General features: G+C 31.0%; 7 protein-coding genes. 1 reads left to right on the plus strand and 6 read right to left on the minus strand.

The features are described 5' to 3' along the window. Positions 1-4 precede the first annotated feature (4 nt). Both AC2I98_RS04825 and AC2I98_RS04830 read right to left on the minus strand, forming a co-directional pair. Positions 5-898, minus strand: coding sequence for a helix-turn-helix domain-containing protein (locus tag AC2I98_RS04825; RefSeq protein WP_486413498.1), 894 nt, complete (start codon positions 896-898; stop codon positions 5-7). Positions 899-999: 101 nt separating this feature from the next. Beyond that, a complete protein-coding gene (locus AC2I98_RS04830) occupies positions 1,000-1,926 on the minus strand; it encodes a 2-hydroxyacid dehydrogenase (protein ID WP_486413499.1) in 927 nt (308 codons plus the stop codon). A 141-nt stretch (positions 1,927-2,067) separates the two neighbouring features. Between AC2I98_RS04830 and AC2I98_RS04835 the strand changes: the two genes are divergently transcribed. Beyond that, entirely contained in the window at positions 2,068-4,095 is a 2,028-nt protein-coding gene (locus tag AC2I98_RS04835; protein ID WP_486413500.1) for a M3 family metallopeptidase, read from the plus strand. A 54-nt stretch (positions 4,096-4,149) separates the two neighbouring features. On the opposite strand, the gene AC2I98_RS04840 is transcribed toward AC2I98_RS04835, so the two are convergent. The 4 genes from AC2I98_RS04840 to AC2I98_RS04855 all read right to left on the minus strand — a co-directional run bounded on the left by AC2I98_RS04840 (position 4,150) and on the right by AC2I98_RS04855 (position 13,941). Further along, on the minus strand, positions 4,150-5,418 hold the full coding sequence (locus tag AC2I98_RS04840) for an alkaline phosphatase family protein (RefSeq protein WP_486413501.1): 1,269 nt from the start codon (positions 5,416-5,418) through the stop codon (positions 4,150-4,152). A gap of 69 nt (positions 5,419-5,487) precedes the next feature. After that, the gene (locus tag AC2I98_RS04845) at positions 5,488-6,585 is read right to left on the minus strand and encodes a serine hydrolase domain-containing protein (RefSeq protein WP_486413502.1); all 1,098 of its coding nucleotides are present in this window, start codon (positions 6,583-6,585) and stop codon (positions 5,488-5,490) included. Positions 6,586-7,175: 590 nt separating this feature from the next. Beyond that, on the minus strand, positions 7,176-13,229 hold the full coding sequence (locus AC2I98_RS04850) for an alpha-2-macroglobulin family protein (protein ID WP_486413503.1): 6,054 nt from the start codon (positions 13,227-13,229) through the stop codon (positions 7,176-7,178). 199 nt (positions 13,230-13,428) lie between these two features. Next, positions 13,429-13,941 (minus strand): IS1096 element passenger TnpR family protein, encoded by a 513-nt coding sequence (locus tag AC2I98_RS04855; RefSeq protein WP_486413504.1) that lies wholly within the window; start codon positions 13,939-13,941, stop codon positions 13,429-13,431. Positions 13,942-13,944 lie beyond the last annotated feature (3 nt).

A 13,944-nucleotide genomic window follows, 5' to 3' on the forward strand; every position in this document is an offset into this window, starting at 1 on the left:
ATTTTTATGTTGAAGCCACGAAAGTTGTAGGCGAAACACCTGCATAGTTTTTGAAAAATTTACTAAAAACTGAGGTATCTATAAAATTTAATTCCGTTACAACATCCGAAACACTATATTTAGGGTTTTTAAGCAATACTTTTGCTTCTAATACGATGGCTTCAGCAATAATTTGTTTAGGTGATTTATTAAAGACTTCAACAATAATTTTAGTTAAATGCTTGCGACTAATAAACATTTCATCTGCATAAAACTGAACATTACGTTGACGACGAAAATGTGTTGAAACTAAATACAAGAACTGCTTCGCTAACTCTTCTTTTCTCACTTCTTTCGTTGTACTTTTAGCCATTACAGCTTGGTTGTAGTAATTTCCCATTTCGTACATCAACACCGAAAAATGATGTAACACCAAATCTTTTGCAAAGATATTATCGTTTTTAATGGTGTATTTACTGATTTTATTCAAATTGTAACGCATGTCTCGTACAATCTTTTTATCTAATGAAATAATTTTAGGATACTTGGACGACAAAAACTCAACTAAATTATTCGATTTTACATGAAAACCAGCTTCAATAATCAAATCCGAATCAATAAAAATAGCTTGCACAGCAAAATCGACTGAATGCTCTATAATTTCAAACAATTGCCCTGGTAGAACAACGATAATATCATCACGCTTAATCAGAGTTGGTTCTAAATTTACCGTGATTTCACAAGTACCTGCTGTAATTAAAATCAATCCAAGCGACGTAAACTTATATGGTTTTCTTTTGACAAAATAATAATTATTTTCAGGACCAACATCAAAGATTGCTAATCGACGATCTGCTGCCTCTTCTTTGTAAGTTCTTAGAATATTATCAATTGAATATAGTTGAATATAATCACTCATTTTTAGCTGTTATTATTTCGTATACAATGTTAAAAGATTTTTTTGACAAGTAAAAAATAAAATGCGTCTTTTTAACAAAATATTACGTCATTTTGATAAAATCAATATCCTTTATCCAACGAAACTTCATTTAATAAAGTTTCTTTATTTTTCATTCTTTTATAGTTATCTGCCACTTGTTGTAACGCTGTAGTCGCATTGGTAACACTCGCAATATGAGGAGTTATATAAATATTTTCATTCTTCCAAAATGGATGGTTTTCAGGTAATGGCTCTTCTCTAAAAACATCTAAATATGCTTCTTTTATAAACTTTTCATCAATTGCACTCAATAAATCCTTTTCGACCAAATGACCTCCACGACCTACATTGATTAAGACAGTTTGTTTAGAACATTGATTAAAAAAAACTTTGTTCAAAATTCCTTCTGTTTCATTTGTAAGCGGTAGAATATTTACAATAAAATCTGTTTCAGAAATAGCAGAATTCAAACCTTTTTTTCCAGCAAAAGCCTCTACTCCATTTATATTTTTTGCAGAATTTGACCAACCTTTCACTTTAAAACCTAATGCTACAAATCTTTCTGCGACCAATTTTCCTATTTCTCCTAATCCTAAAATTGTAATCGTTGTTTCTCCAATACTTTTATAATTTTTAGGTTTCCACTCATTTTTAAGTTGATCTTTATAATACGTCAACAAATTTTTCATTGAAGTCATAACACAAACCAAAACATGTTCAAACATTTCTTGTTTCAAAGCAGGATCAACAATACGTGACACCTTTATTGAATCTGGAATTTTGGTATGCAATAAATGATCTATTCCTGCACCAACCGATTGTACAACTTTTAAATTAGGAAATTCAGCAACATAATTTTCATGTGGTTTCCAAGTTGCAATAAATTCTACATCTTCAGGATTTGAAATAGTTGGGTAAACTTCAACTTTTGTATCTGGCAATAATTTCTGCAAATTTCTTTGCCATTCTTCTGTCGGCTTTTGATTAAATATTAATGCTACGCTCATAATTGATTACTTTTAAAACAAATTTACTCTTCTCGGAATTAATCACACATTTAATTTGACGATTTGTCAGATTCTTTACGTTTGGATTAGATTTTGAAAGAGCTAAAACAATTATATTTTAACTAAAAAAATACACTATAAATGGCAAATCCTTTATTAGAAAAATTTGAAACACCTTTTGAAAGTGCTCCATTTTCTAAAATCAAAAATGATGATTACAAACCAGCATTTATCCAAGCAATTGAAGAAGCAAAAGCAGAAATAGATTCGATAACAAATAATCCTGAAGCACCTAATTTTGCAAATACAATAGAAGCAATGGAACTTTCGGGAGAAAAATTAGGACGTATTTCGTCTATTTTCTTCAATATAAATTCAGCTGAAACAAATGATGAAATTCAACAAATTGCACAAGAAATTTCACCGTTATTATCAGAATTTGGAAATGATGTTCGCTTAAATCAAGATTTATTTAAACGTGTTAAAGTCGTTTATAATCAAAAAGATTCATTGAATTTAACCGAAGAGCAAGCTTATTTATTAGAAAAAAAATACAAAGGTTTTTCGAGAAACGGAGCTAATTTAAACAAAGAAGATAAAAATAAATTACGCGAAATTGATAAGCAATTGGCAATGCTTTCTTTACAATTTGGACAAAATGTATTGGCTGAAACGAATGCATATGAATTGATTATTACAGATGAAAATCACTTGAAAGGTTTACCTCAATATGCTATCGATCAAGCAAAAGCAGACGCAGATCAAAAAAATAACGAAGGTTGGTTAATTACACTACAAGCGCCAAGTTATATTCCGTTTATGCAATATGCTGAAAACCGTGAATTGAGAGAAAAATTATTTAGAGCGAATGGTGTAAAAGCCTATCAAAATAACGAATATAACAACGAAGAAAATGTCAAAAACATTGTAAAACTTCGTCACGAACGTGCTAAAATATTAGGTTATAAAACACATGCAGATTATGTTTTAGAAGAACGAATGGCGAAAGAACCTAAAACTGTTTTAGACTTTTTAAATCATTTATTGACAAAAGCTAAACCTTTTGCTGATAAAGAAATTAAAGAATTAGCCGATTTTGCGAAAGAAATTGATGGAATTGAAACTTTGCAACGTTGGGATCATGCCTACTATGCTGAAAAATTAAAACAAAAAAAATTCAGTCTTTCTGATGAAGAATTAAAACCATATTTTCAGTTAGAAAATGTAATTCAAGGAGCTTTTGATGTTGCAACAAAATTATACGGAATAACATTTAAGGAGATTCACAACATTGATAAATACAATGAAGAAATAACAACTTACGAGGTTTTAGATAAAAATGGTGAATTCTTAAGTTTATTGTACGCCGACTTTTTCCCACGTGCAGGAAAACGTCCTGGAGCTTGGATGACGAGTTACAGAGAAGCTTCGAACGTAAATGGACATAACAAACGTCCACATATTTCTATTGTATGTAATTTTACAAAACCTTCGAAAGATACCCCATCATTATTGACTTTTCAGGAAGTAACAACGTTGTTCCACGAATTCGGTCACGCTTTACATGGAATGTTGCCAAATACAACTTACGAAAGTCTTTCTGGAACAAATGTGTATTGGGATTTTGTTGAATTACCGTCTCAATTTTATGAAAACTTTTGTTACGAACCAGAAGCTTTAAAATTATTTGCAAAGCATTACAAAACTAGAGAAATTATTCCACAAGAGTTGATTGAAAAAGTACGCGAATCTTCAAGTTTTATGGAAGGATATCAAACTGTTCGTCAATTGAGTTTTGGACTATTGGATATGGCCTATCACGCAAATGATTTAGCAGAAATCAATGATCTACAAAAATTTGAAAAAGAAACCTTTAAACAAACAGAATTATACCCTGAAGTTGATAAAAATATGATGAGTACTTCATTCTCTCACATTTTCCAAGGAGGTTATTCATCTGGTTATTATTCATATAAATGGGCAGAAGTTTTGGATGCAGATGCATTCGATTTTTTCAAAGAAACTGGTATTTTCAATCCAGATACTGCAAAAAAATTCTATAAATTATTATCATCTGGAGGAACTGTAGAACCGATGAAATTATATGAAGAATTCAGAGGTCACAAACCAACAGCCGATGCTTTACTGAAGCGAGCTGGATTAGTATAAAATAGAAAAGCCGACTACAATTAGTCGGCTTTTTGTTATTTCTGAAATTTGATCTTACTTCACCAAAATTTTATTCGCTAATTGATTTGTTCCATCAATTTTTTCTTCAATTGGTAATCCTAATAATTTTGCAATCATTGGGTAAACTTGTGTATTAGGAAAAACTTTAATCTCTTTTCCATTCTTAATATTTGGTCCCCAAGCCATAAAAGTTGCTTTCATTTCTAGCGTTTCTTTTACATAAAAACCATGCGAACCTTTAGACGAAATTTTATTCGAAAAATAATTCGGTGCGTGCGCAATCAAAATAATGTCTCCAATTCTATTGTGAACATCATTTTTCTTATCAAAATGATATTTAGAAGGTACATTTGTTGTCTTATAAACTTCGAATTTTTCGTTTTGTTTAGCTTTTATTTCTTTATAAATTGACTCGATATCATTTTTGTCTTTTACAAATAAACTCACATAAGAACCATTAACAGCCGCTTGCATTTTTGATTCGTCTATTGTAATTGGTAATTTTAAAGGATTTTCGTTATCAATTTTTGTCATTCCATGATCCGAAACAAATACAAAATTCACTTTAAGACCTGTTTTTGCCACCTCATCATTTAATTTCTTAATTGATTGATCAACAAAATGTACAGCTTCTTTAGTTTCTGGAGCATCTGGACCAAAAGTATGTCCCGCATGATCTACTTCTGGAAAATAAAACGTAATCAAATGAGGACGTTTTTCTTCTGGTAATTCTAACCAATTTACAACTTGCTGAATACGGTAATCAATTGGTGATTTTTCTGAATATTTGTACGAATAAGTTGGAAACATTCCATTTATATGAGCTTCAGAACCTGGCCAATAATAACAAGCTGCTAACATTTTATTTTGCTCTGCAAGATTCCAAATTGGAGTTCCGCCATACCATTTCGGGTTAATAACCGCGTTTCTATTTCCCAAAGAATAACGATCGCCAACCTCTCTATCTAACATATTATTCCCTACCAAACCATGATGAATAGGTGTTAAACCTGTTACAATTGTGTAATGATTAGGAAATGTAACTGAAGGAAAAGACGGATACATTGCATCTGCTTTTACTCCATTTTTTGCTAATTCTAATAAATTTTTTGCCCCATGTTTTTGAGCATAATCATAACGAAAACCATCTGCCGAAATTAAGATAACATAAGGTTTGTCTTGTTGCTTCAGATCATTAACACGATTTTCAATTACAATTTGTTCTTCGATTTCTTGCGCATTTGCTGTAACTGAAAAAGTTAAAACAATTGCAGAAAATATACTAAGTATTGATTTTTTCATGCTTCAAATTTAGAAAGTTTTATTCTTAGAATGAATTAAAAAATTGTGAAATCTTATGAGCTAACTCGTCTAATTCTTAAGCAACAACTTCTGAAATTCTTTTCCGATAAATGGATTGATAAGATGTTGAAATCCTTTTTGCAATGTAAAAACTGTAATTGTTGCGTCTGTTTCTGGTGAATATAATACATCCGTTCCCCACCAACCACCATGATAATAAGCGTTAAAGCCCATATCAAAATGATAAATTCCTAAACAATATTTAGATTGATCTGCAGGTAAAACATACGTATGCATCTCCTCTAAAATCTTTTTATCGTGAATGATTTTGCCATCAAATAAATACTGAAAAAACAAAGCAGATTCCTTTGCTGTAGACGCTATTCCACCACCTCCATACAAATCCCAAGACGGATTAATATTATAAGAATCCCATTTATATTTATCCGCATATTGATGCGCTAAAGCCAATGTTTCAGTAGGATATTTCTCAAAATCTATGAACCATGTTTTTGTTAATCCTAATTCTTTGTATTTTAACAAATCTCGCATTGCTTTATAAAATGGTTGATATGTTTTTTGTTCAATAATTTCGGTTAGAAGCAAATAATTAATATCACCATAACTAAACTTTTCTCCTACTTTTTTCGGGCTTCCAATTTCGATTGCTCTTTTGATTTGTTCTTCTTTTTTCCATTTATATTGCGGACGATGATTCACTAATTCAAAATATGCATCATCAACATAATCCTGAATTCCAGAAGTATGAGAAAGCAAATGTTTTACTGTAATCGCATTCAAATCATACCCATCTTTGTCTAATAATTGACGTGTTTTCTTCGATAATAAATTCTTAATTGGCTGATTAATTGTAAGCTTTCCTTTTTCCACTAAACGTAAAATCGCTGCAGCAACATAGGGTTTCGTATTACTTGCAATTAAAACGGGTTGTTGATGATTTAAAACTTCATTGGTTTTGATATCCGAAACTCCTTTTGCATAACTCCAAGAAATGTTTTGTTTAGATGCTTCTACATGAACAATAATTCCAATTGCTTCTTTATTTTTCTCATAAATCGAATCAATTTTAGATTGAAAAATAGTTTGCAATTGTGCAAAACCATATAAAGGAAATAATGCAAGAGTCAATAAAAGGAATTTCTTCATTTCGTGTTATTTGATTTTAAAGATAAATAAAATCAATATAAACTATTTGAAAACCCCTTGTGTATTTTGAATAAAAATTCGTCAATTCGAGTGGTTTTTAGAAATGAAATGAATAAAAATTATATCGAGAATAGAATTTTATCTTCTAAAACCTTATTCTCGATACAAAATTCTAAGAATTTCACTCGAATTGACGGTTTTCATTGATAAAATTAACAAAATGCACAACGGGTGTTTGAAAATATAAAGAGAATTTCATTACAAACAGATTGTTTGAATTCTCCTATTAAAAAATTTTATTTAAAACAGATTGTTTCAACTCTCCTATTATAAAAATTCATTTAAAACAGATTGTTTGAATTCTCCTATTAAAAAATTTTATTTAAAACAGATTGTTTGGACTCTCCTACTAAAAAATTTCAATTCAAACAGATTGTTTGAACTATCCTATTAAAAAATTTCATTGCAAACAGATTGTTTCAACTCTCCTATTAAAAAATTTCATTGCAAACAGATTGTTTTGACTTTCTGACGAAAACAAAAAGAGCTGAGGAAAACCTCAGCTCTTTTAAAATTATTGATTGAATTGATTATTTAATCTCTACACGAATTCCTTCGCTTTGTGCACTCAATTCTGGTGCATACATATTTTGCATTGATGTAATTCCATTTGAGAAATTACCCGCATTATTTGCTTTCAAATCATACTCAAAAATATAGGTTCCTTTGCGCATATAATCCGAAAAGAAGTTGGTTGCAGCATCACGCGTACTTTCGTAATACCCAAATTCTCCTTTCCACTTGTAACCAGAAAGTACATTCACCGGCTCGAAACCACTTGCACGCATATCTTTGATATGAACAAATTGCATTGCACGATCAACCGAAATTTCTAAACGAACTGTTACGATATCACCTACTTTTATTGATGTTGACGTTGTAATTTCTTTTAAAACTGGACCATTAGCTGAATTTTGTTTGATGAATAATTTCTTGTTGAACTTGATTCCAGTTTCAGCCGATTTTATTTTATCTAAATCTTCAAAATATTGCCAATACATCGCTCCCCAAGCTACACCTGGAGATGTTTTAACAACTTCAACTTTACCCATTTCAGGTTTGATCTCTTCTTTGTTCCAAGAAGTTTTCACATAACCAGAACCAGCTTGCGCATTTTTATCTAAATCAAAATTTTGATTCCCAATTTTTACAGCAATTCCTTTGTCAGCATCTATCCACGATTTTCCGAAATTCATTAACGCATAAACCGCTTTTGTAGTCGCTTTTGTTGAATTCCACTGATTTGTTTGACGATTTTTCAATAACCAAACTTTCATTTCTTCGACAGATTTTTCATCTTGCGAAACTTCATCAAAAGCTTCAATCAAAAATGCTTGCGTTTCTACAGGCGCTTGATACCAAAACCAACCCGGTTGATTTTCTTTCCAATACATACCCATTTCATCTGATTCTACCGCTTTTCCTTTGATTGAATTGACCACAATTTTAGCCGCAGATTGCATTTCAAAACGATTCATCACAATTGCAGCCATTGCTTTTTGTTGCAACGATAAATCCAATTTTGTATCGTTCAAATTCTTTAACATTGCTGTTTTCATTTCATTCAATTCTTTCGACATCGGATAATCTTCTAAGAAAAACGAACGCGCATATAAATAATGCAAACCGTCTGAATATACCACATCCTTGAATGATTTTTGATCTTTCTTGAATTCTTTGAAACGATTTAAATTCTCGTTATCAATATACTGAATTGCTTTTTTGATTAACGGATTTACATCAATTTCAAATGCTTTGAAGTTTACCTCCATTTTCTTCATATTTCCAAAACCAGAAACGATATGCGTTGTAATATATTCGTTTGGGTGACCACCATCAAACCAAGCAAAACCTCCATTTGATTGTTGTTTATCTGATAATTTTTGGAAAGCTGATTTCATTTCAGTTTGCATTTGATTCAATTGGAATAAAACTGCAATTTGTTTCATTTGCTCTTCTTCGCTTTCCGCATTTTTTACCCAAGGTGTTTCTTCTAAAATGATATTTTTCAATTCTTGGTTCAACTGTAATTTCGATTTCAATTCACCTTTTTTGTTCCAATCATCAAAAACAGCTTTAATTTTTGGGTTCGAATTAATCACTTTTTCCGAAATCATATTTCCATATAAACGCGAGAATACTTGTTCTGCACATTCATATGGATACTCGCGTAAATAAGGCAACGAGAAAACTGCATACCAAATTGGATTGGTTGTCATCTCGAACGTTAATTTGAAATTATCCAAAGAAGTTGATTTATTATTGATCATGTTATCGAATTGGAACGATTTCTTTTGACCTTCTTTTACATAAATTGGCAACGTTTCTGTGACCATCATACGATTTGTCAAGATTGGTAAAGCCGATTCTTCTCCATCAGAAAAATCTCCAGCCGAAGCCACCACACGATAAACAACCGCTTGTACATTTTTCGGAACATCAATTGTCCACGTCACTTGATCTGAACTTCCTTTTGCTACAGAGAAATTCTGAACTGCATTTGTTAACTTAAATAGCGCATCAATTGGTTGATTGGTAAACGCATCAAATAACATCAATTTCGCAGAACCGTTTAATACCTTATCTGATAAGTTGTTGATTTTTGACGAAACCGAAATTTGATCTCCTTCTCGTAAAAAACGAGGCATATTTGGCACCACCATCAAGTCTTTTTGCGTACGAACATTCTGTTCTAAATAACCTGTTTTAAGGTCTGGCGTATGTGCAATTGCCATAAACTTCCATTCTGTTAAACTTTCTGGCGTTGTAAATTCTACAATTATATTTCCTTTTGCATCCGTTTTTAAGTTTGGATAAAAGAAAGCTGTTTCATTAAGATTTGTACGTGCTTTTACATTTTCTAAAGCTGTATTTGTTCCTTTTTTTGTTGTAATCACCACTACTCCATTAGCACCTCTTGCGCCATATAACGCTGTCGCTTGTTCACCTTTCAACACATTTACGGATTGAATATCATCAGGATTAAGCTCTGGAGCTTTATCATAAACAACTCCATCTACAACATAAAGAGCGTTAGAGTTTGCGTCTACAGAACCAACACCGCGGATTGCAATATTTTCTGTAGCATATCCCAAAGATTTTTTATCTCTTGTAATTCCTAAAGCGGTTACAACAGAACCTTCTAAACTTACATCAGCAGCAGCACCCATTTGTACCTCAACTTGAATTTCATTTTCTGATACTTCTTTCATTCTAACACCTGGCGCAACAGATTTCATCATCATTCGATTCATTCGATATTGGTTGAATCCGAAATCGAATAAATTAAAATCTAAACCTGCATATCCTCTCGCATAAAAATCATAATTCGTACGGTAATAAATTGGTCGAGATTGATTTGTTATATAAAATTGATATAGATTAAATGGATTATTTTTTCTTGAATTTGTAAAATCATACACATTAAAATCTAACGAATTTGACGCAAACTGATCCAAAGAAGCATCATACATACTTGCTAAAACCTCAGCCGAAACTTTATCTTTGTTTGGACCTTCAATTTTTAACTGCCATTTTTCTTTTGCTCCTGGTGTTAATTTATCACGTAAAACTTCAGCCGTAACTTTTAATTGTTTATTGGTAAATGGAACAGCTAAATTAAGACTTCCTGTTTGCACATCATTGAATTTCGTCATCGCATAATTCAGATAAATTCCACCACGATATTCTTCTTTGATTGGAATTTCGACAACTGATTTTTTACTCAAATCCAAGAAACCTTTCTCAATAATTGTTTGATTTGCCTCCACTTCATAATACACATACGTATCTTTTGAACCAGATTTAAATTCAATTTTAGCAACATCTTTTGGTCCGAAAGTCGATTTATTAGGCGAAACAGCTAAAAGTGTTTTAATTGCATTTGCTTTCTTTTCATTCGAAACATAAATCAATTTATCTACCTCAACTTTTTGCGTTCCATCCATCACAAAACCTTTTACAACATAATAACCTTCTTCTAAATTTGATGCTTGATTAAATTTAATATCATCTGAAATTTTTGTATCAAAATCACTTTCGAAAACTTTTTGGTTCGTTGTCCAAGTTTTTGGATTCATTTCATCACCGTAAGGTTCATTCGGAAAGATTTTTTTGAATTCTTCTTTCGAATAAAAATTGTAATCTGTTGTAAATTTTTGACGACGAACTATTTCTTTTGGTGCGTTTAATGAATAAATTTCGATATGTCCTTTACCGTCTAATTTTTCATCATTCAGATTCTTCACTTCAACTTTGAACGATTTTAAATCTTCTACTTTCGTTTTCTCTGAAATAGCAATATTTAACGACATTCTTGTATCTCCAACTTTAACAGAAGAAGATTCTGATTGCGTTTCTCCATTGATATCCGTCGCATTAACTTCGATAAAATAATTGTAGGTTCTTACCTCATCTTTCTTTTTCTCCGAAGCTGGCTTTGCTACAAACTCAAAGTTAAATTTCCCTTCCGCATCTGTTGTTGTTTCTCCAAACGTAATTTCTTCGCGTTGTCCACGACCTACTGGAATTGAACGATACCAAGGCCAAAACGTAAAAATTTCTTGACGATAAACGCGGTACGAAACTTTTGCATTATCGATAGTTGCTCCCGAAAAAGCAATCGCTTTTCCTTCTACTTTTACCTTATCATTTAAACTATAAACGCCTTTATTTTTCTCAATTTCAACCTTAAATTTTGGACGTTTATATTCTTCAACCTTGAATGAATGAGAACCAAGTTCATCTACATCATCATTTTCTACATAAATTCTGAAATCTCCTGTTAATCCATTATTTGGTAAAACAAAATTTCCATTTACAGAACCAAATTCGTTAGTTGTTAATTCAATTTCTTTAATCTCTTTTCCATTAACGTCTTCTAAGAAAAATGTTACTTTTCTCTTTGGTAAAACTTGACGCTCTTTTCCTTTATTTGTAAAGTAAATTCCTTTGAAATAAACTGTTTGTCCAGGACGATATATCGCACGATCTGTAAAAATTTTAACCGAAGAATCTTCATCATCCTCATCATAACTATCGTAATCGTAATAATAAGTCGAATAGATAGTATGTTCATCTTTTATGCGATACTGAAAATTTCTCCATCCCGAAGGTGTTTGAATGATTCCATCTTTAGCAGAAGTCAGAATTTTAGTTTCCTTTTTATTGTAATTTGTCAAATTAGAAAACTCTACAGAAATATTACTTTCTGGTTTTCCAGTTTCGCGATTGACAACTGATAATTTATCATTCAACGAATTAATCGCAAATTTAGAAACCATGATATCTAAATAGTCGATGTCATCTTTTGTATTAATTTTGAAATCAGTAGTATTCGAAAACAACACAATATAACGACCAACTTTTAACGGATTTAATTTTACAATTGTTGAATGATTTTGATAATCATCAAACGATTTAACATCTATTGCATATTGATCGACAACGTTTAAGCTATTCAGAAAATTTTGAGCTTCTGTAATTCGATTTTCATTGTAAACATTTAAAACTTGCATTTTTTCATTTCCGTCAAAACCTTCGTTATAAGCAAAGACTTTTACATAAACCTTATTCAAATTTTTATGCATTAATTGAATTGGTGTATTTTGATTTTCGTTGATATATTTCTCTGCTTGAACATTTAATTCTTGCGATTTTATCTTCGAAACCAAATTGTCTACCACTCTTTTTTCATCAGAATTTGGATATTGTTTTGTAAGTTTTTCTTGAATATCAAAAATCTTATTAATGTTTGCTAACTTTTCTTCTTCCAAACCATAATAATCTGTCGCTAAAGTTGCGTACACATAAGATGAATACCACGCTTTTGGATATTTTATTGCTAAAGTTTCTTTTTGTTTAATAAAATCTTGAATTGAAATTGAATTTCGTTTACTCTCTAATAAAATCAATTCATTATACAAAACTGCATTTTCATTATTCTTTTGTTTATTGATTTCAACTAAATCAGAAAGCAATTGATTTGCTTTATCTCTTTCATCATTCTGATTCAGATAATTGATATAATTTCTTGCTAAAATATCATACAATGTTGGTGTTAAATCAAGCTGTTCTTGCGCATTTTTCTTATCAGAAGCAAGATTCAAAATCATTTTATAATCTTGCGATTTTGCATTGATTAATTCATTTTTTGGTTGAATTGATTTTGAAAAATAATCATTTATCGTTTTCTTGAATGTTTCCTCTGTCCAAAATCTCATATCAGTTGTTGATTGATTTTCGACATTTGTACGACTATTGATTTTCCAACGATTTTCGTCGTAATACAACTGGTACAATTGTGCCAAATATGAATTGGTAATGGCATTATTTACATTCGATTTTTGATCTAATTCTTTCTTAAATAAATCAAATACAAAATTAACATCATCTTTTTCATCAGAAGTTGCCACTTTTATTTTTGATTCGTAAAACAAAGCCTTCAGATAACTTTGTTGATTATTTTCCTTTTTTGATAACGCTTTAAGTTCATCAATTTTTGGTTGGATTGATTTGAATTGACCATTTTGCATTTGTTGATCAATTTCTTTCCACTTTTGATCAATCGTTGGTGATTGAGCCATAAGCATAGAATTGGTTAAAATTAGTATAAAAAACAGGAGCTGTTTCATAGAGTTTATCTTTTATGAGTAGATGCAAGTTACGCAAAAATGGTTGGTTGAGGAAGTAAAATAATCATCAATTGATTGATATATAGCACAAAAAAAAATCTGAATGTTGCCATTCAGATTTTTTGATATATAAGTTGATTAGTTGTAGTTTTTATAAATCGTCTACGTCTAAATCTTCGTCGATTTGTAAATCATTCAATTCAGCATCTTCTGCAAAATCAATATCATCTTCATCTTCTAAATCAACAAGCATGTCCTTTTTAGGTGCTTTAAGAGGCATTGATCCGAAACGATAAACAGTTAATGGGTAATTAAGAACTGCTGGTTTATCTTCTACAGAAATTAATTCTGCAACAAACGTCCACATTTCCATAAAATCATATACAAAAGCCATACGATCACCTTGGTTAACAAAAGCTTCTTTAATGTAGAAATCTGCCATTGTTTCGTCAGTTCCGTCATCAGACATATCCTCTAAAGGAATCTCTTTTGTTTGGTTTCCATCTTCATCTACTTCATAGAATGATGCCAACTCCTCACCTTGTAAACTAAAAGCACTAATGATACCTTTGTACAATGTGAATAATGTTTGCTTCTCTTTAATTTCTATGTCTCTAAAAACATCCTCTTTTGCATCAAGGAATACACGAATTTTATATATCACTTT

The sequence above is a fragment of the Empedobacter sp. EJD.6dd genome (genome assembly GCF_057369435.1).